Annotated in this window: 20 protein-coding genes and 1 tRNA gene; 5 read left to right on the top strand and 16 right to left on the bottom strand. The window is 61.9% G+C overall.

Annotation, left to right across the window (positions count from 1 at the left end):
• Window positions 1-135 precede the first annotated feature (135 nt).
• From V8Z65_RS02035 to V8Z65_RS02025, 3 genes are all read right to left on the bottom strand, one after another.
• Window positions 136-2,043, bottom strand: coding sequence for an ABC transporter substrate-binding protein (locus V8Z65_RS02035; RefSeq protein WP_338722193.1), 1,908 nt, complete (start codon window positions 2,041-2,043; stop codon window positions 136-138).
• Window positions 2,044-2,157: 114 nt separating this feature from the next.
• Window positions 2,158-3,984, bottom strand: coding sequence for a heparinase II/III family protein (locus V8Z65_RS02030; protein WP_338722192.1), 1,827 nt, complete (start codon window positions 3,982-3,984; stop codon window positions 2,158-2,160).
• A 365-nt stretch (window positions 3,985-4,349) separates the two neighbouring features.
• Entirely contained in the window at window positions 4,350-5,357 is a 1,008-nt protein-coding gene (locus V8Z65_RS02025; protein ID WP_338722191.1) for a LacI family DNA-binding transcriptional regulator, read from the bottom strand.
• Window positions 5,358-5,546: 189 nt separating this feature from the next.
• Here V8Z65_RS02025 and V8Z65_RS02020 point away from each other — a divergent pair.
• From V8Z65_RS02020 to V8Z65_RS02010, 3 genes are all read left to right on the top strand, one after another.
• Window positions 5,547-5,620, top strand: a tRNA-Gly gene (locus V8Z65_RS02020).
• 94 nt (window positions 5,621-5,714) lie between these two features.
• On the top strand, window positions 5,715-6,008 hold the full coding sequence (locus tag V8Z65_RS02015) for an Arm DNA-binding domain-containing protein (RefSeq protein WP_338722190.1): 294 nt from the start codon (window positions 5,715-5,717) through the stop codon (window positions 6,006-6,008).
• A 20-nt stretch (window positions 6,009-6,028) separates the two neighbouring features.
• Window positions 6,029-6,979: a site-specific integrase gene (locus tag V8Z65_RS02010; protein ID WP_338722189.1), complete on the top strand. Its 951-nt coding sequence runs from the start codon at window positions 6,029-6,031 to the stop codon at window positions 6,977-6,979.
• A gap of 223 nt (window positions 6,980-7,202) precedes the next feature.
• Here the strand turns inward: V8Z65_RS02010 and V8Z65_RS02005 are convergent, their stop codons facing one another.
• From V8Z65_RS02005 to V8Z65_RS01980, 6 genes are read right to left on the bottom strand one after another with little or no spacing between them, the layout of a single operon-like run.
• Window positions 7,203-7,898 (bottom strand): response regulator, encoded by a 696-nt coding sequence (locus V8Z65_RS02005; RefSeq protein WP_338722188.1) that lies wholly within the window; start codon window positions 7,896-7,898, stop codon window positions 7,203-7,205.
• Complete coding sequence (locus V8Z65_RS02000) at window positions 7,895-10,579, bottom strand: sensor histidine kinase KdpD (RefSeq protein ID WP_338722187.1); 2,685 nt, start codon at window positions 10,577-10,579, stop codon at window positions 7,895-7,897. Before V8Z65_RS02000 ends, V8Z65_RS02005 begins: the two co-directional genes overlap by 4 nt.
• Window positions 10,580-11,143 (bottom strand): potassium-transporting ATPase subunit KdpC, encoded by a 564-nt coding sequence (gene kdpC, locus V8Z65_RS01995; protein WP_338723931.1) that lies wholly within the window; start codon window positions 11,141-11,143, stop codon window positions 10,580-10,582. It abuts the gene before it with no gap.
• 13 nt (window positions 11,144-11,156) lie between these two features.
• Window positions 11,157-13,208 (bottom strand): potassium-transporting ATPase subunit KdpB, encoded by a 2,052-nt coding sequence (gene kdpB / locus V8Z65_RS01990; RefSeq protein ID WP_338722186.1) that lies wholly within the window; start codon window positions 13,206-13,208, stop codon window positions 11,157-11,159.
• 10 nt (window positions 13,209-13,218) lie between these two features.
• Entirely contained in the window at window positions 13,219-14,928 is a 1,710-nt protein-coding gene (kdpA, locus tag V8Z65_RS01985; RefSeq protein ID WP_338722184.1) for a potassium-transporting ATPase subunit KdpA, read from the bottom strand.
• A 27-nt stretch (window positions 14,929-14,955) separates the two neighbouring features.
• The gene (locus V8Z65_RS01980; RefSeq protein ID WP_338722183.1) at window positions 14,956-15,069 is read right to left on the bottom strand and encodes a potassium-transporting ATPase subunit F; all 114 of its coding nucleotides are present in this window, start codon (window positions 15,067-15,069) and stop codon (window positions 14,956-14,958) included.
• Between the two features lie 203 nt (window positions 15,070-15,272).
• Here V8Z65_RS01980 and V8Z65_RS01975 point away from each other — a divergent pair, with 203 nt between their 5' ends.
• A complete protein-coding gene (locus tag V8Z65_RS01975; RefSeq protein WP_338722182.1) occupies window positions 15,273-16,604 on the top strand; it encodes a potassium transporter TrkG in 1,332 nt (443 codons plus the stop codon).
• Window positions 16,597-17,271: a TrkA family potassium uptake protein gene (locus tag V8Z65_RS01970; RefSeq protein WP_338722180.1), complete on the top strand. Its 675-nt coding sequence runs from the start codon at window positions 16,597-16,599 to the stop codon at window positions 17,269-17,271. Before V8Z65_RS01975 ends, V8Z65_RS01970 begins: the two co-directional genes overlap by 8 nt.
• Before the next feature lie 642 nt (window positions 17,272-17,913).
• Here V8Z65_RS01970 and V8Z65_RS01965 read toward each other — a convergent pair.
• Genes V8Z65_RS01965 through V8Z65_RS01935 form a run of 7 tightly spaced genes read right to left on the bottom strand, consistent with a single transcriptional unit; the run spans window position 17,914 to window position 24,277 of the window.
• Window positions 17,914-19,383 (bottom strand): aminotransferase class I/II-fold pyridoxal phosphate-dependent enzyme, encoded by a 1,470-nt coding sequence (locus V8Z65_RS01965; protein ID WP_338722179.1) that lies wholly within the window; start codon window positions 19,381-19,383, stop codon window positions 17,914-17,916.
• On the bottom strand, window positions 19,383-20,006 hold the full coding sequence (locus V8Z65_RS01960) for a NeuD/PglB/VioB family sugar acetyltransferase (RefSeq protein ID WP_338722177.1): 624 nt from the start codon (window positions 20,004-20,006) through the stop codon (window positions 19,383-19,385). The genes V8Z65_RS01965 and V8Z65_RS01960 overlap by 1 nt, the downstream gene beginning before the upstream one ends.
• The gene (gene neuC / locus V8Z65_RS01955; RefSeq protein WP_338722176.1) at window positions 19,996-21,135 is read right to left on the bottom strand and encodes a UDP-N-acetylglucosamine 2-epimerase; all 1,140 of its coding nucleotides are present in this window, start codon (window positions 21,133-21,135) and stop codon (window positions 19,996-19,998) included. Before neuC ends, V8Z65_RS01960 begins: the two co-directional genes overlap by 11 nt.
• Window positions 21,132-22,163, bottom strand: a complete 1,032-nt coding sequence (gene neuB / locus V8Z65_RS01950; protein ID WP_338722174.1) for an N-acetylneuraminate synthase — start codon at window positions 22,161-22,163, stop codon at window positions 21,132-21,134. The genes neuC and neuB overlap by 4 nt, the downstream gene beginning before the upstream one ends.
• The gene (locus V8Z65_RS01945; RefSeq protein WP_338722173.1) at window positions 22,160-22,858 is read right to left on the bottom strand and encodes an acylneuraminate cytidylyltransferase family protein; all 699 of its coding nucleotides are present in this window, start codon (window positions 22,856-22,858) and stop codon (window positions 22,160-22,162) included. The genes neuB and V8Z65_RS01945 overlap by 4 nt, the downstream gene beginning before the upstream one ends.
• A 4-nt stretch (window positions 22,859-22,862) precedes the next feature.
• A complete protein-coding gene (gene hisH / locus V8Z65_RS01940) occupies window positions 22,863-23,519 on the bottom strand; it encodes an imidazole glycerol phosphate synthase subunit HisH (RefSeq protein ID WP_338722171.1) in 657 nt (218 codons plus the stop codon).
• Window positions 23,516-24,277 carry an imidazole glycerol phosphate synthase cyclase subunit gene (locus tag V8Z65_RS01935; protein ID WP_338722170.1) on the bottom strand — a complete coding sequence of 254 codons (762 nt, stop codon included), beginning with the start codon at window positions 24,275-24,277 and terminating at the stop codon, window positions 23,516-23,518. Before V8Z65_RS01935 ends, hisH begins: the two co-directional genes overlap by 4 nt.
• Window positions 24,278-24,282 lie beyond the last annotated feature (5 nt).

Raw genomic sequence — 24,282 nt, 5'->3', positions numbered from 1 at the left:
TTGCTAATTCGTTGGAGGGCCCCCTCGCGGCCGGGAAGCACCGCGAGGGGATCGAGCGGGGGGAGGTGACCCGCTAGTGGGGAGCGGAGCGGCCGTTCCGCGATCGGAAGGCGGCCGCCACCGCCATTGCGCCCGCTACTCGAAGTACCAGGTCACCGGATCCATCGGCGCCGGGGTCGGGAAGAGCCAGGCGTTGAACATGGATTCAGGCGCATTTTTGAGATTGTTCCTGATGATCGAATAGGAGTTCGGCATCAGGCCCACGCCGATCACCGGGAACTGCTCCTTGGTGATCGCCAGCACCTGGCGGAAGAGGTCGGCGCGTTCGTCCGGGTCGCCCGAGGCGCGGACCTGCTGATAGAGCTCCATCTGCTCCTTGGCCCAATCGACCGGCTCTTCCGCGATTTCCGGACGCGTGCCATTGAACCACTGTGCCCAGCGATAGGCCCAGACCGATTCATCGGAGAACGGGAAGTAATAGCGCGGCTCCTGGAGGGCCTCGATGCCACCGTCGCCGGCCCAGACCTGGGCATCGAACTCACCGGCAGGACGCTTTTCGTAGAACAGGGTCCGGTCGATATTATTGAGCTCAATCTCGATACCGGCAGCGCCCAGTTGGAGCTGCATGATTTCGAGCATGTCGATCCATTCCGGGCGCAGCGCCGAGATCACGTCGACAGTGATCTTGGCCGGGTTGCCGTCGCTCATCAGGTAGATGCCGTCACCGTTCTTTTCAGTGAGGCCGGCGGCTTCGAAATGCTGGGCGGCAAGGTCCGGGTCGAACTCGGTATATTGCTTGGCCAGCTCTTCGTCATAGAAGGCGGATTCAGGACGCGGGGCGACCTGGAACGGTTCGCCCTGGCCAGTAAAGACCACGTCGATAATCTCCTGCCGGTCGATGGCGTGGGAAATGCCGATGCGGAAGTCCTTGTTCTGGTAGAGCTCGCGCTTGACCGGATCGAGATGGTTGAAATTGAGCTGCAGCACCAGCGTGTTGGAGGCCGAGGGAATGACTTCGCCCAGGTGGTAGCCGCCCGCTTCCTGCCCGTCGAAGAACAGGGGCTTGTTCGTGGTGGTGGCAATATGGCGTTCCTGGAAGTCGATCTCGCCATTGAGCGCGGCAAGGGTCAATTCCTCGACGCCGCCCTGGCTGACGCGCATATCGAGATTGTCGATATAGGGAAGCTGGTTCCCTTCGGCGTCGACCTTCCAATAATAGGGGTTGCGCTTCCAGGTGACGCGGGTGGCATTGGCCGTCAGCGGCTGGTCGATCACCCAGCCATAGATGGTGGGCAGCTCGGGATTGGCAAAACGGATGGTTTCCCAGCCCCAGGCGCAGCGGTCCTGCAGGTAGAGCGCCCAGCTCGAAAAGCCCGCGGCCTCGGCATCGGCGGCGGCGTTCTCGTTATAGTTCGGGTGAAACTGGCTGCAATATTTCTTTTGCAGCGACGTGATGTGAATGCCATCGACGCCGGCAATGGTGCCCATGAACATGCCATTGGGCTTTTCGAAAACGACCGTGAAATTGTAGTCGTCGATGACTTCAAGTGAAGGCAAGTTGTTCTTGTTGTCGATCCAGCTCCCGGCGGCATAGTCGGGGTCCTGGTACATTTCGAAGGCGAAGGCGATGTCCTCAGTGGTGAAGGGTGTGCCGTCCGACCATTTCACACCTTCACGCAGCTTGAAGGTATAGCGGGTGGCGTCGTCATTGACTTCCCAGCTCTCGGCGAGATTGGGGATGACCTTGTCCCACTGATGGTCGTAGCGGACCAGGCCTTCATAGGCGACCGTCTTGACGATCAAGCCATTGTCGCCCCCGCCATTCATGCCCATGCGCCAGGTGCCGCCATATTGGCCGATGCTGTCGTCTTGAACGACCAGCGGATTGGATGGCAGGCGATCTTCCAAAGGTGGCAGGTCGCCGCTCGCTACGAGCGCTTCGAGTTCAGGCGCTTGGCCTGCGGAAAGCGCTGGCCCGGTTGCTGCCAGCATGGCAGCCATGGCCACTGCGCTGGTCAAACCGAGAAGATGGTCTTTTCTCATGCTAGTCCTCCCATGTCCGGGGCTGTCCCACCACCGGAATTCATTTCAGGTGCGCAGCGCTCCTCTGCGCCGCGAACCACGATAGGCATGCCCCAAAGGAGCAGCACTCCCCGCTCAGCCGAGCGGCGAGATTTCGAGCGCGAGTTGACCATCCCGGGCCTTATGCCTGGGCGTGAACACCACGCGCGTGAGATCGATTGCGGGCTGGTATTGTTTTTCCGCCCGCTCATATTTTTCGAAGGTGACGTCCAGGGCCGAGGCGTCGTAGCGCACGGAAACGCCGGCCGGCGCGGCACCGATACGGATCATGCCGTTTTCCGCTTCGGCCGACATGGACGTAACCAGGACCGACTGGAACGACCCGGCGCCGCTGGAAAACGCAAAGCTATCCTCGAGCAGGATGCGGCCACCCGAGACGGTGCGGTCCAGCACGAGATTACGTGTAAGAGTTCCAAGACTGGCCTCCTCTGGATAGGCCGAAGTCATGTCCAATTCCAGACGATCGCGCTCGTCGCCGTGCTCATGCACGATGACACATGCGCCATGCGCGCGGCCCGTCGCCTGCTCAAAGCCATTGATCACCGGCACCGAATGGCCGCGCGACGAGGCAAACAGGTTCTGGTAGCGCTCCGGGCCGAAATAGGCCTTGGAATAGCGGCCACGACCGGGGTCGGTCAGCACAACCTTGCCGCCGGCCACGACCATGAACGAGCCGACATCGTTCTGGTTATGCATTTCATCATTGTGTCCGCCCTTGGCGGCCAGGCGCAGCGATTGCGGGTCCTGGGGATCAAGCCGGCTGATCATCCAGCCCATTTCATCGTACCAGTCATGAGGCCCCGGCACGGCCGGTGCCGCAGCATCCGGCAGCGGCCAAGCAAATTGGCGTAGCGGCCAGCAGAACTGGTTGAAGCCTTCGACGGCAAAGTCATTGACCATGCCCAGACCGAGCAGTCCGGGCAGGTTCATATGCGCCGCCAGATGCGAGAGCAGGCCCGGGTGAAAGACAGGACTGGCGTCGGAGTCCGAGAAACTGACCCAGACCCCGGGGGCCATCTGCGTTCGCAACGGGAATTGAGCGATATCGCGCAGAAAGGGACCTTCGAGCAGATCGATGGCGCCGCCGCTGCGCTGGTGCAGCAGATGGGCCAGAACCACATAATTGCCAAAGCCATAGGTCCAGTAGTCCGGCCCCTCTGAAGAGCCACCCTGCTGGTCAAAGGTTTCAAGATAGTCGGCGAGGCTATGGAGCCCGCGTGTGACGATCCGGGCCAGACGGTTGGCGTCCGGTTCGAGATAGAGGGCAGCACCGACCACGCCGGCGACGCAGACCGCGGTCCAGTTATTGACCTGTTTGTCCGGCGTCGTGTGCAGCCACCAATGGTCGTCCCGGTCTAGGAAGGCACCGATGGCGCGCCGCTCGACTTCCTCTCGCAGGCGCAGGCGCAGATTGGGTGAAAGGCGCTCGCCGATCAGATAGTCCATTTCCGCCATGTCGAGCGCGGTCATGGCCGCTGCCAGATCCAGCGTCGGATGATCGGTGCGATCGAGATCACGGGCGTGGGCGGGCCAGGCCCAATTGGCCTCCTCGAGCCGCGCCCAGGCAACATCCTCAAGAGCGGGCAGGAAGCGCCCCTCTCCCTCCAGCCACTCGGCCAGGGTCAGGCGATAGAGCATATTGCGGCGCAGGCGCTGGGCGTCTTCATAGCCCTCGCGGCGCCCGGTTTCGCGGAATTCGTGATAAAGGCGGGCCGGAAGGGCCGGTATTGGCGCCACGAGATCGTCCTCGGCAGCGGCCAGAAGTTCGGTAACCACGTCTGTGCCAAGACGCGCCTTCAGCGTCGTGAACTCGGAACTGCCATGGCGGGGAAATGGCGCAAAGGTCTGCGCGGCGCTGAGCACCATGCCGACATGCTTCACATTCCAGCCCCGCAGAGTCACGCAAACCTCCCTGGTTGCGCCCGGCGCCAGCAGTCCGTTCGCAAAATCCCCGCTTTGGCTGGGGTTGGTGTTAACGGATTGCTGGCGAATTCCCGTTTGGGATCTTCAGGCGCAGTGCAAAGTTACGCATGATATTGCGCAAATTCAAGCTTTTTGCGCTTTTTGTGCAAATAATGCAAATTTGCGGGAATTGCGTCGCAAAGTCAGCCGCCTAGACCTGTCCGGGCGAGGTACAAGTCACGGCTTTTCAACATGGCGAGTAGGACGCTGAGCAAGATCGCAAGTAAGATGGGGGCAAGATGGGGCGTCAGATGGGCATAAAAATGCGCCTGGATGGGGCGCAAGAAATGTCACTGAAGTGCCGATCAATCGAGGCGACGTACCGTCTCGCCGCCGACCAGGGTCAAGCCGATTTCCAACTGCTGCACGGCGGTTTCGCCATCGAGCTGGGAGGCGAGCAAGCGAATGACCCCGCGCCCCAGGGCTTCGCGATTGACACGGATGGTGCTGAGCCTGGGGCTGGCCATGCCGGCGATGGGGAGGTCGTCAAAGCCGATAATGGAAAAGCCCGGCCGCATGGGCGAATCCTGCCCCAAAAGCGCTTCCACCATGGTCACCGCGACGCCATCATTCCAGCAGAAGACGGCACTGACATCGTATTGTCCGGCCAGAAGGGCCGCCAGCAGGTCCTTGCTCGAATATTCATTGGAAATGACCACCAGCCCTTCGGTGCCCGGATTGGCGGCAATGGCGGCCTCGAAACCGCGGCGGCGCTGCAGGATGGTGGGGCGATGGTGATAGGTATAGTGCAGGATCTTGCGATGACCGGCATCGATGAGATGCTGCGTCGCCTGGTAGGCACCGTAGAAATTGGCCGGGCAAACGGAATTGAACCGCATGAGCGGATCGCTGCCATTGGCCAGCACGAGTGCCATCTGGCTTTGCAGCGCCCATTCGGCAATAGCCTCATCCGGATCGATACCGGCCAGGATGACGCCATTGGCCCCGGTCTTGGACACCTGGCGGCGAATGAAATCCAGGGTCACCATATCTTCATTGACCAGCCGGACATCGAGCACCAGCCCCATCTGCTCGGCCTGTGAGCGCATGCCCTCGACAATGTCGGAGTAGAAGCTGGCCAGACTGCCCACGGCGCTGTTGAGCGGCACCAGGGCCAGGGCGCGTCGGTCGAGATTGCCCGGGACAGGGGGGTGCTTGCTTTTGTAGCCGAGCGCGCGCGCCATGCGCTGCACGTCGGCACGCACCGCATCGCTGATGCCGATTTCATTGGCCAGGGCCCGGGACACGGTGGACACGGAAACTCCAAGCTTCTCGGCGATGTCGGCCTGGCTGGCGCGCTTGCCCGGTGCCATTGTGGTTCCTTTCCTGCTCCATTACGCAATATTTGCGTTTCTTGAGCAAGGCAAGGCCCAATATTGAGGTGGGTCGGGGTCCAGGACCCCGTTAATGAACGGAATATGACCGACCTTGCACCCAGCAGGTCTGCCTGCTCCATAGCGCCGCTTGACGCTGGCCGCGAATTCCAGCATTTAGAGGCCATTGCGGGTGTAGCTCAATGGCAGAGCAGAAGCTTCCCAAGCTTACGACGAGGGTTCGATTCCCTTCACCCGCTCCAGCGACCAGTCCAGCACCGTCCCGCAAAGTCTGATAGTTCAAGGTTTTCGCGGACCTTGGCCCCTCGCGCGCGCGAGGTCGTTCAGCCATGTCCAGTGACAGCCAATGATTTTGGCGGTATTTTTGACGGTATCAAACTCGCCGCTCAAGGGACAATACCGTCATTGCCCCTAACCGACATTCAGATTCGAAACGCGAAGCCTGACAAAAAGGCGAAGAAACTTCCGGATATGGAAGGACTGTATCTTTTCGTCTCACCTGCTGGCGGCAAATCATGGAGGATGGACTACCGATTTGCCGAAAAGCGCAAGACTCTTACGTTCGGCCCATATCCGGCGCTCACTCTTTCAGACGCAAGGTCAAAAAAGATGAGGCAAAACAGCTACTGAGAGAGGGGACTGATCCATCTTTGGCGAAGAAGCGGGCGCGCCTCGATGCAATGGCTGCGGCAGGTAACACTTTTGGAGTGGTTGCGCGAGAGTTCATCGAAAAAATGCGCCGTGATGGAAGGGCCGAGCCGACGATTGAGAAGAATAAGTGGATGCTTCAGACACTCGCGTCCCAACTTGCGCCCCATCTCATCACCCAAATCACCGCCAAGGACGTCCTCGCCGTGCTGGCGGCCTTAGAACGGAGTGGTCGTGTCGAGAGCGCACTTCCTACACGCGCCGCGATCGGGAGAGTCTTTCGTTTCGCCATCGCGACGGCGCGCGCAGAGAGCGATCCGACCTCGGCACTACGCGGGGCGCTTCAAAGGCACGCTCCGGTGAGCCATGCTGCACTCACTGACCCGACGGGCCTCGGCGGACTCCTAAGGGCAATCTATGGCTATGAGGGCTGGCCGTCACTACGTGGCGCCCTCTCGATTCAAGCGTTGTGCTTCGCCCGTCCTGGTGAAACGCGGTCCATGGAATGGTCCGAATTGAACGGAGCAGATGCAGTCTGGACCATTCCAGCAGCGAAAACAAAGATGCGCCGCGAGCATCAAGTACCTCTTTCCCGCCAAGCCCTTATAGTGATCGAGGAAATGCAAAATCTGTTTGGTGACCGGCCCTACGTATTTCCATCAATGATGACAGGCAAAAAGTTGCTGTCCGAGAATTCAATGAACTCGGCCTTGCGTCGGATGGGGATTGGCCGGTCGGAGCACACGGCCCACGGCTTTCGGTCTTCTGCCAGTACCATCCTCAACGAGAGTGGCAAATTTAGCGCAGATGCCATCGAGGCCCAACTCGCTCATCTCGACGCCCGCGAAGTCCGTCGAATATATAACCGCTCTACCTACTGGGACGAACGCGTCCGCATGATGCAGTGGTGGGCCGACCTGCTGGATGAGATGCGGGACGATACGAAGCGGTAGCTCAACCTAGATGCCCATCGATTCGAGGCACATGCCAGTTGGGGGCGTCAGCCGGACTGGCGGGTTTCAGCGAAAAGTCCACGCAAGTGGACTTTCTGCATACCCAAGATGCAACGGCGCAAAGGGGGCCGTTTGCGGTCTGTCGGGTATTATTCAACTTTGAGGGAAAGCCGCCGCCAGACGAGCGCCTAAGGAACAGCCTTTGAGGCATCCTTCTCTGACTTCACTCGTCCCCATTTGGCTCCAGACGATAGCCAACACCAGCTTCGTTCCGGATCAGGGATGGCCGCCCCCCTCCCAGGTCGATCTTGGCCCGGAGCTGGCCGATCAACACCCTAAGATATTGAACATCCTCGGCATGGGCGGGTCCCCAGATCTGGCTGAGAATCTGTCGATGGATCAGGACCCGTCCGGCATTGCGAGCCAGCAGCAGCAACAAATCGTATTCCTTTGGCGTCAGGTGGATGCCCTTACCGTCACGCTCGACGCGGTGGGCCGCATCATCAATGGTCAGGGGCCCGATCGTAATTGTATCCGGACGTCTTTGTGTTGGTTCCTGGTGACGCAACGCCGTGCGGATGCGGGCCAGCAACTCGCCGATGCCGAATGGCTTTTCGACATAGTCGTCGGCACCCAGATCGAGGGCGTCGATCTTTTCGCGTTCCTGGTCGCGCGCGGAGAGCACGATGATGGGCACGCTGGAGAAGGCGCGGACCGTGGCAATCACCTCCTTGCCGTCGCCATCGGGCAGGCCGAGATCGAGCACGACGGCATCGGGCGCCTGCATGGCAATCGCACGTTTGGCTTCGGCCACGGTGCCGGCCTGCACGACATCATAGCCGACGGCCATCAGTGCCGGCTTGAGGAAGCGCTGGATTTGCGGTTCATCGTCAACGACGAGGATACGGGTCTCGGTCATGGCGTCGGGGCCTCCGCCAGAGGCAGGCGGATTATGAACCGAGTCCCGCGCTTGCGGACTGCAGGACTTTCCGCCTTGATCGTCCCGCCCATGGCAGAGACGAAGCCGCGGGCAATGGAGAGGCCAAGGCCGGTGCCGGCGGGTCGGCCATCCCCCTTGGCCCGCCGATAGAATTTCTCGAAGATGAGTTCGAGCTCATCGGTGGGAATGCCCTTGCCCTGATCGGTCACGCTGATCACCGCTTCCTTGCCGTCGCGCCGGAGATAGACACCGAGGGGCTGGTCAGTACCAGCATATTTGCGGGCATTGTCGAAGAGGTTGAAAAGTACCTGTTCCAACAGGCCGGGATCGGCAAGAGCAAGCGGCATGGCGTCGGCGGCGCTGGTTTCGACACGCAGACGGGGATCGAGCCGAGCCATCCTTTCGGTGACTTCGCCGACCAGGGCCCGCAGGTCCACTGGCTCTCGCCGGGCCTTGAGCAAACCGGACTCGATGCGCGTCATGTCGAAGAGATTGCCCACGAAACGGGTGAGGCGAGCGGTCTCCTCTTCGACGGTCGCAAGCAGGTCCGAACGCGTTTCAGCATCCATGCGCTCGCCGAGTTGCCGCAGGGTGGTGACGGATCCGGTGATCGAGGCCAGTGGCGTGCGCAGGTCGTGCGAAAGCGAGGACAGGAGGGCTACCTGCAGCTTTTCACCCTCCTGGGCGACGGCGGCGCGGGCATTTTCGCGCACAAGCCTTGCCCGGTCGATGGCAATCACCGCTTGTTCGAGCACCGCCGCAACCTGCCTCTCTTCGTCCGGTGTCAACGGACCATGATCGGGGGCGAGCCGCAGGCCGGCGACCCCGGCCATGCGCTGGTCGGAGCGGATGGGCAAAAAGAGGTAGGGAACGTTGGGCAAGGTGCCAGTCATGTAGCCGGCGGGCTCCCGCTTGTCATACGCCCACCGCGCGGCGGTCATTGCCGCCTCGTCCAGGGTCTGGTCGGGCGGCCAGGCAACCTGCATCTCGAATTCCCCCCCGTCCTCCTTGGCCAGCGCCACCGCGGGCAGCCCCAGCATGGCGCTAAGCTGCGCTGTGGTCGCAGTCAGGGCGCCGTCCACGCCATAAGCGGCCGAGAGCTTGCGCGAGAAATCATAAAGCGCCTGAGTGCTCCTGACTGCCTGGCGGGCGCGATCGATCTGCTCGCGCAACCGCGCAGCCAGGGTACCGGTGACCACCGCCACCACGACGAAGATCAGCAACGCCAGCACCTCGTGCGGCTTGGCGATGGTGAAGGTGCGCACAGGTTCGATGAAGAAGAAATTGTAGGCCAGGAAGGACAGCCCCGCAGCCAGCAGGGCCGCAAAGCGACCCGCCAGGATGGCCGAAACCAGCACCGCCAGGAGGTAGAGGATCGATAGGTTCTGCAGCACCACCACCTGTGACAGGCCCAGGCCCAGCACGGTGATGGCCCCGGCCGTCGCCACCGGAATGCCAAGGCTGGCCACCCATTCTGGCAGGTGGCGCCTGCGGAACCGCAATTTTCTGCTTGTCCCACCGGCGCCTTCCGACACCAGGTGGACCCCAACCCCATCCAGGACCCCAATCAGCCTGTCCGGCAGGGATTGCTTGAAGATGCGCATGGGAAAGCTGGCCCGCGGACGCCCGATCACGACCTGGGTCACGTTTTCCCGCCGGGCGACGCGCACGATCTCGGCGACAAAGTCGTCGGCAATCACCCGGCGGACCTCACCCCCCAATTGTTCGGCCAGCACCAGTGTCGCCTCGAGGCGCGCCGACCTGTCCGCATCAAGGATCGGGTCGGCGCTGCGCGACAGGGCGACCACGATCCAGCGGGCATTGAGACCCAGCGCTATGCGGCTGGCCGTCCGCACCACCTTTTCGGACAGAGGGTCGGGCCCCACGCACACCAGCAGCCGCTCGCCAGTGACCCAGGGCCCCTCCAGCGCCTGCTGCCGCCAGATATCGGCCATCTGGTCATCGACCCGATTGGCCGTGCGCCGCAGGGCCAGTTCGCGCAAAGCCGTCAGGTTTTCAGGCCGGAAGAACTTGTCGGCAGCGCGGTTCGCGTTTTCAGGGAGGTACACTTTGCCTTCCTTGAGACGCTGGATCAGTTCGGCCGGGGGCAGGTCGACCAGCACGACTTCGTCGGCGCGCTGCAGCACCACGTCGGGTACGGTTTCGCGTACCGGCACACCGGAAATTCGGGCCACCAGATCTGCCTGGCTTTCCAGATGCTGGACATTGAGCGCAGTCCACACGTCGATGCCAGCATCGATCAGCTCGGCAATATCCTGGTAGCGCTTGGGGTGGCGGGCGCCGGCATCGTTGGAATGGGCCAATTCGTCGACGATGATGATGGCCGGCTTGCGTTTGAGCGCGGCGTCGAGATCGAACTCGTCATAGGTTTTGCCCGAATGTTCGCCCTGGCGCCGCGGCAGCACCTCCAGCCCTTCGAGCAGGCGTGCGGTCTCGCTGCGGCCATGGGTCTCGGCCAGGCCCACGACGATTTCGGCGCCGGCGGCGCGGCGCTGCTGGGCGCGGGAGAGCATCGCATAAGTCTTGCCCACGCCCGGCGCCGCACCGAGGAAAATGGTGAGCTTGCCGCGGCCTTCGCCGGCGGCAAGCTTGAGCAGGGCCCCGGGATCGGGGCGCCCCGTGTCCCTTGTGTCGCTCATTCAGGTCTCACCGCTTCCCAGATCATCCAGCGCCAGGTTCAGCTCTAGCACGTTGACCACTGGCTCGCCCAAGATTCCGAGCAGCGGCCATTGGATATGCCGGGCGACGAGATCAGTCACCTGAGCTTGGTCAAGGTCACGCGCGGCGGCAACGCGTTCCACCTGCAACCGGGCAAAGGCAGGGGTGATATGCGGATCGAGACCGGAACCCGAAGCCGTGGCGGCATCGGCGGGCACCGGGGCGCCCGCGCCGTCCAGTTCTGCCACCCGGGCAGCCACGTCGGCGGCCAGGGTCGCCGAAGTCGCGCCAAGATTGGTACCGCTCGACGTGCTGGCATCATAGCCGACCGCCGAAGGACGGGGATGAAAGTAGCCGTCTCCTGCAAAGCCCTGCCCGATGAGGCTCGAACCAACGACGACACCATCGCGGCTGACGAGGCTGCCATTGGCCTGCGCGGGAAGGGCCAACTGAGCGACGCCCGCTATGGCGAGGGGATAGGCGAGGCCCGTGACCAGGCTCAGGAGCACCAGCAGCACCAGGGCCGGACGGATTTGTGCAAGCAACATGGCTCTTCTCCTAGACGAGATTGAGGGCGCTGATGGCCAGGTCGACGACCTTGATGCCGATAAAGGGAGCGACCAACCCGCCAAGACCGTAGATCAGCAGGTTCCGGCGCAGCAGTGCGGCAGCCCCGACCGGCCGATAGGCCACGCCCTTGAGGGCCAGCGGGATCAGCACCACGATGATCAGCGCGTTGAAGATCACCGCCGAGAGAATGGCCGATTCCGGCGAAGCCAGGCCCATGACGTTCAGCGCCCCCAGTTCGGGATAGGTGGCGATGAACAGGGCCGGAATGATGGCGAAATACTTGGCCACGTCATTGGCGATGGAGAAGGTGGTGAGCGACCCGCGCGTCATCAGGATCTGTTTGCCGATCTCGACGATCTCGATGAGCTTGGTGGGGCTGGAATCGAGGTCGACCATATTGCCCGCCTCGCGGGCCGCCTGGGTGCCCGATTGCATGGCAACGCCGACATCGGCCTGGGCCAGCGCAGGCGCGTCATTGGTGCCGTCGCCGCACATTGCGATCAGCCGCCCGCCTTCCTGTTCGCGCCGGATGTAGTCGAGCTTCTGCTCGGGCGTGGCTTCGGCGAGAAAATCGTCGACACCGGCTTCCGACGCGATCGCGGCGGCGGTGACGGGATTGTCGCCGGTGACCATCACCGTCTTGATGCCCATCGCGCGCAGGGCGGCGAAGCGCTCCTTGATGCCGGGCTTTACGACGTCCTTGAGGTGGATAACGCCCAGCAGCTTGCGTCCCTCGGCGACGCCCAACGGCGTGCCGCCGGTCCGCGCTACCCGGTCAACCGCCGCGTTGAACTCGGCCGGCGCCTGCGACTTGTCGATGCCGACGAACTTGAGCACCGCATCCACAGCGCCCTTGCGGATCTCCCGGCCGTCGATGTCGATGCCCGAGATACGCGTCTGGGCCGAGAACGGGATGGCCTTGCCCGTGCCGACCGCCGGCTCAGTGAGGCCATAGTCGGACTTGGCGAGGGCGACGATCGAACGACCTTCCGCCGTTTCGTCGGCAAGGCTCGACAGTAGCACGGCCCGGGCCAGCTCGGTCTCGTCGACGCCGCTGACCGGCAGGAATTCGCTGGCCATGCGGTTGCCGAAGGTGATGGTGCCGGTCTTGTCGAGCAGCAGCGTGTCGACGTCGCCTGCGGCTTCCACGGCGCGGCCGGACGTGGCCACGACGTTGAAGCGGATGAGCCTGTCCATGCCGGCAATGCCAATGGCCGAGAGCAGCCCGCCGATCGTGGTGGGGATCAAGGTCACAAGCAGTGCCGCCAGTACGGCCAGCGACAGGTCGGTGCCCGAATAGAGCGCCAGGCCATACAGCGTCACCACCGCGATCAGGAAGACCAGCGTCAGGCCCGAGAGCAGGATCGAGAGGGCGATCTCGTTGAGGGTCTTCTGCCGCTTGGCGCCTTCGATCAGCCCGATCATGCGATCGACGAAGCTTTCGCCGGGCTTGGTGCTGATGCGGATCCTGAGCCAATCCGAGATGATCTGCGTCCCGCCGGTGACGGCCGAACGGTCGCCGCCACTTTCACGGATCACTGGCGCGGATTCGCCCGTAATGGCGCTTTCGTTGACCGAAGCGACGCCGGCAATCACGTCGCCATCACCCGGGATGATGTCGCCGGCCTCGACGAGCACGATGTCGCCGACCTTCAGCGCTGTGGCCGGAATGACCTCCGACGCCGTGTCCGCATCATCGGCGGGGCGGAGCAGCTTCTTGGCAAAAAGGTCGGCCTTACCGCGCTTGAGGCTCTCCGCCTGCGCCTTGCCGCGCCCTTCGGCCACGGCTTCGGCAAAGTTGGCGAACAGCACCGTGAACCACAGCCAAGCCGCGATCTGGCCGGAAAAGGCCGGAGCGCCGATGCCGGTCGCCAGTTCCTGGAGCCAGAGCAGCGTGACCACGAGGGCTACCACTTCGGTGACGAAGATCACGGGGTTGCGGACCAGCTGGCGCGGGTCCAGCTTGAGCAGCGCATCGCGCAGGGCCGGCAACAGAATGGCCGGATCGAAGACCGAAGGCGTCGCAGCAATCGTTGACATGGATTGTCTCCTAGTAGGTCTGGCCGGCGAGCATGAGCACATGCTCGAGGATCGGTCCGAGGGCGAGCGCGGGGAAGAACTGCAACCCGCCCAGAATGAGGATGATGCCGATAAGCAGGCCGACAAACAGCGGCCCGTCGGTCGGGAAAGTGCCCGATGAGGCCGGCACCTTGGGCTTGCGGGCGAGCGAGCCGGCAATGGCCAGCACAGGCACGATATAGGCGAAGCGCCCGGTCAGCATGGCCAGCCCCAGCGTGGTATTGTACCAGGGCGAGTTGGCGGAGAGGCCGGCAAAGGCCGAGCCGTTGTTCCCCGCAGCCGAGGAATAGGCATAGAGGATTTCGGTCAGCCCATGCGGCCCCGCATTGGCAGGACCAGCAAGGCCCGCTGGGATCACGGCGGCAACCGCCGAGAAGCCCAGAATGGCCAGGGGCAGGATGAGAACGGCGAGCATCGCCAGCTTCATCTCGCGTGCCTCGATCTTCTTGCCCAGGAATTCGGGGGTGCGGCCCACCATGAGCCCGGCCACGAAGACGGTAAGGATGGCAAAGACCACCATGCCGTAGAGCCCCGAGCCCACCCCGCCGGGCAGCACTTCACCCAGCTGGATCAGGAACAGGGGCACAAGGCCACCCAGGGGCGTCAGCGAGGAATGCATGGCATTGACGCCGCCATTGGACAGGCCAGTGGTCACGGCCGCATAGAGCGCGGTCATGGCCTGGCCGAAACGCACTTCCTTGCCTTCCATATTGCCCAGTGCCGGATCGAGCCCGGCGGCAATGTGGATCGGATTGCCCGCCGTTTCGGCCCAGTAGATGGCGCCGATGCCGATGACGAGCAGCACCGCCATGGCCGAGAGCAAGGCCCAGGCCTGCCGCCGGCTGCCGGCGATCTGCCCGAAGGTGTAGACCACGGCCGACGAGATCGCGAGCATGGAGAAGATGGCGAGGTAGTTCGAGAAGGCATTGGGGTTCTCGAACGGATGGGCGGCATTGACGTTCATGAAGCCGCCCCCATTGGTGCCGAGCTGCTTGATCGCTTCCTGGCTGGCCATGGGGCCCATGGCAATGGTCTGGTTGGCGCCTTCGAGCGTGGTTGCCGCCACCGATCCCTCCAGCGTCTGCGGCATGCCCAGGGCCGCGAAGGCCAGGGCGACGACGATGGCGATGGGCAGCAGCACGTAGAGCGTGGCGCGTGTGAGGTCGACCCAGAAATTGCCGATGCGGTCGACGCCGGCGCGGGCAAAGGCGCGCGAAACAGCGACCGCAATGGCGATGCCGGTCGCCGCTGAGACAAAATTCTGCACCGTCAGGCCCAGCATCTGGCTGAGGTGGCTCATCGTCGTCTCGCCACCATAGGACTGCCAGTTGGTATTGGTGACGAAGCTGACCGCGGTGTTGAAGGCCAGGTCTGGCGCCAGGCCCGCAAAACCCTGCGGGTTGAGTGGCAGGCCGCCTTGCAGCCGCAGCAGCGCATAAAGCAACAGCACGCCGAACAGGCTGAACAGCAATACGCCGGTGACATAGCCCAGCCAGGTCTGCTCGACTTTGGGGTCGAGTCCGGACAGACGGAAGAAGCCGCGCTCGATGGGGCCGAGCACGGGCGAAAGAATGGTTCGTTCGCCGCCGAAGACGTGGGCCATGTAGAGCCCGAGCGGCTTGATGGCCGCGGCAACGAGGGCGAGTACGAGGCCGATTTGCAGCCAGCCTTGCCAGGTCATTATGAAATCTCCTTGGGGAGAATGAGTTCAGAAGCGCTCGGGCGCGATCAAGGTCGCCAGCAAATAACCGGCCAGGCCCAGGACGATGAGAAAGGCAATGAGCAGCATAGCGGCCTCACAGGCGCGCCAGGCCGCGCGCATAGGCAAGAAGCCCGAAAAAGGCGGCCACAACGATGGTGAGATAGATAAGGTCAGGCATGGTTACCTCCATGGATGGAGGTGTTCCAATGCTCCCGTCACGCGTAAAAATTCCATCCGGAAGGTTTGGCCCGGCCATAAGAAAAGCATAAAGTCACGCCGCACCCGGCTGCTGCCTGCACCGGTCATGAACGAGAAGGCCGAGCTTGAGATCGTCCCTGCAACATCCCGCGCGCCTGGTCCCGCTGGCGTTTCTCGCCACCATCGCCATTGGCACGCTGCTGCTGTTGCTTCCGGTCGCCAGGGTTGGCCCCGGCGGCGCAGATTTCATCACTGCCCTGTTCACCGCGACCTCTGCCGTGTGTGTCACCGGTCTCATTGTCGTGGATACCCCGACCTATTGGACGCCCTTCGGCCAGGCCGTGATCCTGGTCCTGATCCAGATCGGCGGCTTCGGCATCATGACCGGCAGCACCCTTCTCGGGGTGCTGATCAGCCGCCGCCTGGGGCTGCGGACTCGCATGATCGCCCAGGCCGAAACCCGCACACTGGACCTGGGGGACGTGACGGGTGTGCTCCGTCTCATCTTTGTCGTGACCATCGTGGTCGAGCTGGCCATCTGGGCGATCCTGGCATCGCGCCTCCACTGGCACTACGGCGAAACTATGCCGGTGGCGATCTGGAACGGGCTCTTCCACGCCATCTCCGCCTTCAACAATGCGGGATTCTCGACCTATTCGGACAGCCTGATTGGCTTTGCCGATGACTGGCTGTTTCTCAGCCCCATCATGCTGGCGGTCATTGTCGGCGGTATCGGTTTCCCGGTCATTGCCGATCTCAAGCGTCAGCTCTGGCAGCCCGCGAAATGGTCGGTGCACACCAAGATCACGCTGCTGGGAACTGTCGTGCTGATCGTGATCGGCACCGTCACTGTTCTTGCCTACGAATCAGCAGCAGAGGGCACACTGACCCTGGTGTCGCTGCCCGAACGCCTGCTCGACGCGCTGTTTCATTCGGTCATGACGCGCACCGCCGGTTTCAATTCCGTCGATATCGGCGCGCTGCGGACCGAAACGCTGGCGGTAACCGATATGCTGATGTTCATCGGTGGCGGCAGCGCCGGCACCGCCGGCGGCATCAAGGTGTCCACCGTTTTCATCCTGGCCCTTGCGGTGTGGGCCGAAATCCGCGGCGAGACCGACACCACAGCCTTCAATCGCCGGTTCTCGACCGATGTGCTGCGACAAGCGCTGACTCTGATCGTACTCGCCTCCATCGCCATCGCGCTGGCGACGCTGCACCTGCTTTCGGTCACCTCGTTTCCACTCGAGCAGGTGCTGTTTGAAACCATCTCCGCCTTCGCTACAGTGGGCCTGTCGACCGGCATAACCGCCAGCCTGCCACCCTCGGCCGAGCTGACCCTGGTTGCCCTGATGTTCGTGGGCCGTGTCGGCACCATCACCGTGGCGACCGGACTGGCCCTCAAGCAATTCCAGCGGCCTTACCGATATCCCGAGGAGCGCCCCATCGTTGGCTAAAAAACCCGCTACAGCAACGCCCGGCAGCGTGCTTGTCATCGGCCTTGGCCGCTTCGGCGGCGCGGTGGCCGATTCTCTGATCCGTCTCGGCCACGAAGTGCTGGCCATCGACGAGGACGCGGCCATCGTCCAGTCCTGGGCCAACCGGCTCACCCACGTGGTCCAGGCCGACACCACTAATTCGGATACGCTCAAGCGTCTCGGCGTCGCCGATTTCGAGAAGGCCGTGGTCGGTATCGGCACCGATATCGAAGCCAGCCTGATGACGGTGCTGGCCCTCAGCGAGCTCAAGGTGCCCGATATCTGGGCCAAGGCGCTGAGCTCCAAGCACGGGCGCCTGCTCGAGCGGACCGGCGCGCATCACGTCATCTATCCCGAAGCAGCCATGGGAGAGCGTGTCGCGCATTTGGTCACCGGGCAGATGATCGACTTCATCGAATTCGATGACGGCTTCGCCATCGTCAAGACGCGCGCCCCCAGGGAGAGCTTCAACAAGACACTCGCCGAATCCGCACTGCGCAGTAAATACGGCGTCACGGTCGTGGGCGTGAAACGGCCGCGGACCGACTTCACCTATGCCAGGCCCGAAACCGTGATCCAGCCCGGCGACCTGCTGATCGTCTCCGGCGCCACCGATCTGGTCGAACGTTTCGCTGCGCTCGAGTAACCGAACTGGGGATTGCGGGCCAAATACCCAACCGCTTACGGCCGATTGTCAGCTTTCAGGCATTCGAGAATGCCTACCGAACGACCGGAATGGGGCGCGAAACAGACCATCCGCTACAATTCAATAGCCGTTGCCACATCGAGGTGTACCGTAATGCTACGCGAATGTGCGACGTCGCCGCTGTCGCAACAGGATCAGTTCCAATCGAAAGTGACACTTCGTTCGACACTTTAGGCCCTGACGTTACGACCATTCCACGACAGCAAAGCCCCCGTTCCCGCCATTCGGTCTTCTGCTTCGCATCGCCACCAAGAGACGTAAACCTTCGCCTCAACGCTCTACCGGGTGCAAGTTAGTCTTTGGCGTCCCAGCTTTCGACGAACCCGTCCAACTGTCGGGATATATACGTTATCGGCACATGATGTGACTGCGTAGACGCGGATTGTCGCCAACACTCGACCTTGGGACGCAGATCGAAATTTGTGTTGGCTATTCAGCGATATCGCGAAGCTACCGGGATTCGACCGGGCTCATAAACTCAGGGCTTATCTTGAAAGCACTTGGCAACCGACAGGCCGGCTCGGCCATAACAGCGCACTGAGCGTGCCAACGTTGGAATGCACCATCTACGCGTGAGACATTCTAGGCCGCAGAGTATGCTCGAAGACGTTCGACAACCCGCAGCACTTGACCCTCGGTCATGTTTGAACCGGAGGGCAGGCATATCCCCCGTTCGAACAAGCCGTCGGAAACCGACGCATTACCATGTTCATAATAGTCACAACTCGAGAAAACCGGCTGCAGGTGCATAGGTTTCCACACCGGACGCGCCTCAATAAGGTCTGCGGCAAGGGCAGCGATGACATCCGAGCTGCGGATATGGGTGCTGTCCTTGGCAATTGTGCAGACTGAGAGCCAGTGGGTCGAATGACTCCACTCCGGCTCCGGCATCCATTCAAGCCAGCCAAGGTCGCTGAGCTCTGACTTGTAGAGATCAAATACTGCGCGGCGGGCGGCGACACGTTCGCCCAATACACTGAGCTGACCACGACCAACTCCGGCAAGGATATTGCTCATTCGGTAATTGTATCCGATGACCGAATGCTCGTAGTGCGGCGCTGGGTCACGCGCTTGGGTAGCCAGGAACCGAGCACGGTCCGCAAGCGCCTTGTCCTCGGTTACCAACATGCCGCCGCCGGACGTCGTGATAATCTTGTTCCCGTTGAACGAATAGATGCCCAGCTTGCCGAAGGTGCCCGAAGACTTGTTCTTATAGGTGGCGCCAAGCGACTCAGCGGCGTCCTCGACAACTGGCACACCATAATGGTCGCACAGTTCCAACAGCGGATCCATGTCGGCACTCTGACCATAAAGAGAGACTATGATCACTGCCTTCGGCAGGCGATTGGCCCGAGCTGCAGCCGCCAGCGCCCGCTCAAGCGCGACCGGCGACATATTCCAGCTGTCGGGTTCGGAATCAATCAAGACCGGCTCTGCACCCTGATACACAATCGGGTTGACGCTCGCGGCAAAAGTCAGCGACGAGCAAAGTACCGTGTCGCCGTGGCCAACGCCGAGCAGGATCAGCGCAATGTGTATGGCGGCTGTACCCGAGCTCAACGCAACCGCATGACCAGCACCTACCGCATCGGCCAACTCGTGCTCGAAGGCGTCTACATTGGGACCGAGCGGGGCAATCCAGTTGGTTCGAAACGCCTCACCAACAAAATCAAGTTCCGCGCTTCCCATATGGGGCGTGGATAGCAGTATCTGTTCGTCGATCTCGGCTCTAAGCACGAGGTCCACGGCGCGCCCGGATGCGTCGATGACAGGCACCTGATTGATGCCGTGCTTCTGCATTTTTTCGAGGGCCTGGCGGCGCGTGAACCCGGGGGCCAAGGTTACCGACTCGGCGTAGGCCAAGTCTGCTAGCTGGTCGTCAAGGCTGGCTCCCTGCAGCATTAGTCGACGAAGATCGCCATCGGTGATGGTCCGTTCGAAGCGACCGGACTCATCATTGAGCAGAATGACCCCCTGCGCAGTACGATCGAGCTGCGCGAGAGCCTCACGCAGAGTAGCGTGACGCAGGATGCTCAATTCCAAGATGTCCATCAGGCATTCTTTCTTATCTCGCGGCCTGGCACACCGACCACTGTTGCCCCAGCCGATACATCGGCCAGCACCATCGCGCCAGCGCCAATCGTGGCGCCGTCTCCAATCGTGACGCCAGGCAATATGGTGGCGCCCGCCCCTACCAGCACACCGACGCCGACCTTTACGCCTCCACCCAAAACGGATCCCGGTGCGATATGGCTGAATTCACCCACCAGAACATCGTGGTCCACAATGGCGCGGTGGTTGACGATCACGCCTTCTCCAATGCGGCTCCGTGGCGCGAGGATGGCACCCGCCGCCACAAAGCCCCCCGCTCCGACAATCGAAGTTGCCGCCACGATTGCCTGTGGATGAACCACCATCGTGGGGGTTGCGCCTCTCCCCGCAAATTGCCGCTGCAGTCGCTTTCGTACCGCATTGTTGCCGATGGCGATGTGAATCCGGTCAAGCGCAATACTGTCGTCGAGATACTGGACCACATAGCCAAGCACGTCGTGTCCCGCTTGCACATGATCCTGGGAGTACACGAGCAGCCTCCAACCCGCAGACAACATCGCGGCATCAGCCACCACGGCTGCGTGGCCACCTGCACCGATCAGCTCCAGCGTATCAGTAGGCATTGACCTTGTTCATAAGTTGGCCCGAGAGGTCGAGCGATTCCAAGATGGATACGAGTCGGCGGCCGGCATTGCCGTCACCGTAGACATTGGCAGGATACTGGCGCCCCATCCGCTGCGCCAAGGCCAGGCCATGAGCAATTGCGCTTTCTTGCGCGGCGACATCGATGACGTTGGCGTTTCGTTGGCGCAAGTGCTGCCGCGACCCGATATTGACTACTGGGGTCCCAAAGGAGGCTGCCTCGATGATACCGCTACTGGAATTGCCGACCAACAGATCCACATGCTTGAGCAGGGATACGAACTGGTCGCGTTTGAGGTGAGTTAGAAGTCGAATGTCACCTTGTTCATAACGGCGCTCCAAGGCATCGAGGACCTTCGCGCTACCGGCATCCGAGTTTGGCTTGAGCGCGAGCACGGCAAAGTTCTCGGCAAGCAGTGATCGGATCACGGCTTCAACTTGTTCGCCGGCCTCATCGGCCTCCTGCAATACAGGGTGGTAGAGCAAGAGCGCCGTTTGTTTGACTTGTCCGAGCCCGAGCCTCGCGAATAGCGCCTCCTTTTCGAAGGAGGCTAGGTCCGTCAGCCCATCAAGACCAGGCGCACCGATGATATGCACCGTCTCTGGCATCTCCCCCATCTTGACGAGCCGTTCAGCGCTCTCCTCAGTCGCAACGAGATGGACATGCGAGAGTTTGGAGATCGCATGACGTACCGGTTCGTCTATTGTGCCGGAGCGCTCACCCCCGTGCACGTGGACGACCGGTATCGACATATGGCCGCCAGCGATTGCCGCAGCCAGCATTTCTCCTCGGTCGCCGAGAATCAGAACCAAATCCGGGGCTATTTCTGCAAAGGCATCAACAAAGCCACTGAGCATTGTGGCGATGTTGCGCGCCGTGTCAGCCCCCTGCGACCGGACATGACTTACCGGTACTCGCGCCACGACAGGCAGGCCAGCATCCTCGATTTCCCTGACGGTACAGCCGTAGCGCTCGTCCAGATGCATGCCGGTAGCCACAACGCCCAACTCCAAAGCTGGGCTGGCATGAATGGCTTGCAGGGTCGATTGCATCAGGCCAAAATCTGCCCGTGTGCCTGACACATAGACGACCTTGCGTCGCTGGTTCATTGCAGGTCGACCCAGTCCAGCGTCTTGCCTGCCACGATGTCATGGGCTGCCTTGCGTCCAATGACGGCTTCGAAATCCTTGGGCGCAATGCCGGTGCCGGGCCGCTTCAGCGTCAGGTCCGATGGCTCGATGATCGTGCCGGCGGCGATCGGACGAACCGTGGTGACGCTCCGCCGGACCAGTGCTCGCACCGGGACCTCGGAGGCGGTCGGCGCCTTGATGCCGTCGCCCAGAGCTCCCTCTACGGCCCTTATAGCATCGACCATGGCCTTGAGTTCGTCGGGATCAAGCGAGGCGGCGTGATCAGGTCCCGGCAAGGATTTGTCAAGCGTGAAGTGCTTTTCGATGACGCGCGCACCCATGGCAACCGCTGCAGTGGATACGGCAATACCCAATGTGTGGTCAGAATAGCCCACAGGCATGCCGGTGGCTTTGCCCATGGTGAGCATGGCGTTGAGATTGACGTCTTCGACGGCGGCCGGATAGTTCGAGGTGCAGTGCAGCACGGTGACCATGTCCTTGAGGACGCCAGACAGGCCGCGAGCCTGTCGTTCTGCGGCGATGACCGCTATGGCTTCCTCAACTTCGGCCAGGTCGGCCATGCCCGTCGAAACGATGAGTGGCAGGTTCTTGCGCGCCATATACCGCAGGAAAGGGTGGTTCGTGACCTCCCCAGAGGGCACCTTAATGCGTCTAATACCCAAGGCGACCAAAAGATCGAGCGAGTCCTCATCAAATGCGGTCGACATGAACTCAATGCCCAACTCGCTCGACAGTGCCGCCAACTCCTTGTGTAGGACCTCGGACATCTCGAGCGCCTTAAGCATGTCATACTGGTCGCCGTCGCCGGTCGCACGCTTCTGGTACTCCGCCTTTGCAGCCCCCTTGGCCGTCAGCTTGTCCGCCGAAAAGGTCTGGAACTTGACTGCGTCTGCGCCGCTCTCGGCCGCCACTTCGACCAGCCGCCGCGCGAGCGCAGCGTCACCATTATGATTGACCCCGGCTTCGGCAATGATGAATGTGCTCACGGTTCAATTCCATATCTGTTGGCGATGGTTTCGGCGACAATCCAATCCAGTTCATCGTCGATGTCGATTGTCTCGAACGGCTCGTCGCAGAGAACTCCTGCGGTTCTCTCCGGGAAGAACGTCTGATGGCTCTCGAGCGCGGATGTGCGCGCCAAGTAAAGATTGCCAGCTACCGCCACGACCGTTGGTAGGTCCTGACTGCGCTGCTTCAGGGTCTCACGATCGTGAAGCGGTGCGAGTGCACCCGAACCAAATGTAAAGGTGTGAAACGGGTGCGTGCGCACCGGAGAGACGCCGATCACAGCATCCAAGTCTGGGTCTTCGAGCAGCGAGAAGGCCTCGTCCCAACGTTTGGTCAGACGCATGGGCGATGTCGGCTGTAGCAGCGCAACCGCATCGTAGCGACGACCTTCGGAGGCCTCATGGGTCAGCATATCGAGAACTACCGATATGGTCGTTGCGGTGTCAGTCGCGAGATGAACCGGACGCAAGCGCGTGACTTCGGTCCCAGCGGCAGCGCTTACCGCAGCAATTTCGGGCGAGTCCGTGGAAACTGCGACGCGGTCAAACCGCGGATAAGCCTGCGCAAATCGGATCGACCAGGCGATCAGGGGGGTGCCGGCAAAGGGCCTGATGTTCTTGCCTGGCAATCTCTTGGAACCGCCCCTCGCGGGTATGATGGCCAGCGTCGACATGCCTTCAGGAGTCCATAAACCGCCGCAGCATTTCGATGCCTAAGGCGCCGCTGCGTTCCGGATGAAACTGGGTGGCCGTAACGTTGTCGCGCTTGATAGCGGCGCTGAGATGGTGTCCACCATAGTTGAAGTCCGCAAGGCGGTCTGCGGGATTGGCGGGCACGGCAGCGAAGGAATGAACGAAATAGACCGCGGCCCTGTCCGGCTCGGTGTTCTCTAGCATTGTGCCTTGCCAGCTGCGATTGGTCTCACGTGGCTGCACGAGCTGGTTCCAACCGATATGTGGCACACGCTGAGGCTGACCCTCAAGGCTTTGAGAGGGCACGGCCCTGATCCAGCCGCCGATAATGCCCAGGCCGGCTGCCTGGCCGAATTCGTCGCTGCCTTCGAAAAGGATTTGCATGCCGACGCAGATGCCCAGCATGGGGCGGCCCGTCTCGACGAAGCGCCGGATGGCGTCGTCATGCCCACGCGTCCGCACTTCCTTCATGCTGTCCGAAAAAGCGCCGACACCCGGCACCACCAGCCGTTCAGCGGCCAGGGCATCGCGCGGATCTTCAGTGACTGTCAGTTCGGCACCGGCATGCTCGAAAGCGCGCGCAACATTGAGCATGTTGCACATACCATAGTCGAGCAAAGTCACCTTTCTGGAAGAACTCATATGTCGCGCACCTCGAGTTTGGCATCGAGCGCTGCAGCCCGGATATCTGGCAAGGACATGCGCCCATAGTGGAGCACGTCGGCCATGGCAACGCCATCTGCCCCGCCCTCTTGAGCCGCTTCCAGGAAATGCCCGATCGTTCCCATGCCGCCGCTCGCAATGACGGGTATGCTGACGGCGGAGCGGACTTGCTGAATCAAGTCGAGGTCAAAACCCTTGCGCGTGCCCTCCCGATCGACTGCGGTGACCATCAGTTCGCCGGCGCCCATTTCGGCGCCACGTTTGGCCCATTCGATGACATCGAGCCCGGTGCGCTCCCGGCCATTGTCGGTATAAGCCTCCCACTTGCCGGGAGCCACTTGCTTTGCCTCGATTGACAGAACCATCGCCTGCGATCCAAAGCGTCGGGCCACTTCAGAGATGAGCTCTGGCCGGGCGATGGCCGCCGTGTTGATGGCAACTTTGTCGGCGCCGGAGCGCAGGATGTGCCGCACGTCATCGACCGAACGAATGCCTCCGCCGACCGTGATTGGAATGAAGACCTGATCCGCCGCACGCGAGATGATGTCCGACAGGTTATTGCGGCCATAGAGGCTGGCCACAATGTCCATATATATCAACTCGTCCGCACCCGCCTTGTAGTAGCGAACGGCGAATTCATGGGGATCGCCCATGACCCGCAGGCCCTCAAGGCGAATGCCCTTTATGAGGTTCTTGCCCTTAATGTCCAGGCGCGGAATGATCCGGAGATTACTCATAGAGC

Source organism: Devosia sp. XK-2 (assembly GCF_037113415.1).
Lineage (GTDB): Bacteria > Pseudomonadota > Alphaproteobacteria > Rhizobiales > Devosiaceae > Devosia.
Note: the sequence above shows the minus strand (reverse complement) of the source record. Positions and strands in the feature narration are given on the sequence as shown.

Coding starts and splice junctions, on each gene's coding strand:
- kdpB (WP_338722186.1), bottom strand. CDS start 13,208: ATGTCAACGATTGCTGCGACGCCTTCGGTCTTCGATCCGGCCATTCTG.
- V8Z65_RS02025 (WP_338722191.1), bottom strand. CDS start 5,357: ATGGCACCGGGCAAGCGCGCCAGCCAGGCCGACATCGCCGAGAAGCTT.
- V8Z65_RS02005 (WP_338722188.1), bottom strand. CDS start 7,898: ATGACCGAGACCCGTATCCTCGTCGTTGACGATGAACCGCAAATCCAG.
- V8Z65_RS01935 (WP_338722170.1), bottom strand. CDS start 24,277: ATGAGTAATCTCCGGATCATTCCGCGCCTGGACATTAAGGGCAAGAAC.
- V8Z65_RS02035 (WP_338722193.1), bottom strand. CDS start 2,043: ATGAGAAAAGACCATCTTCTCGGTTTGACCAGCGCAGTGGCCATGGCT.
- V8Z65_RS01980 (WP_338722183.1), bottom strand. CDS start 15,069: ATGCGCGCGGCCTGGCGCGCCTGTGAGGCCGCTATGCTGCTCATTGCC.
- V8Z65_RS01965 (WP_338722179.1), bottom strand. CDS start 19,383: ATGGACATCTTGGAATTGAGCATCCTGCGTCACGCTACTCTGCGTGAG.
- V8Z65_RS02000 (WP_338722187.1), bottom strand. CDS start 10,579: ATGAGCGACACAAGGGACACGGGGCGCCCCGATCCCGGGGCCCTGCTC.
- kdpA (WP_338722184.1), bottom strand. CDS start 14,928: ATGACCTGGCAAGGCTGGCTGCAAATCGGCCTCGTACTCGCCCTCGTT.
- V8Z65_RS01960 (WP_338722177.1), bottom strand. CDS start 20,006: ATGCCTACTGATACGCTGGAGCTGATCGGTGCAGGTGGCCACGCAGCC.
- V8Z65_RS01945 (WP_338722173.1), bottom strand. CDS start 22,858: ATGTCGACGCTGGCCATCATACCCGCGAGGGGCGGTTCCAAGAGATTG.
- neuC (WP_338722176.1), bottom strand. CDS start 21,135: ATGAACCAGCGACGCAAGGTCGTCTATGTGTCAGGCACACGGGCAGAT.
- hisH (WP_338722171.1), bottom strand. CDS start 23,519: ATGAGTTCTTCCAGAAAGGTGACTTTGCTCGACTATGGTATGTGCAAC.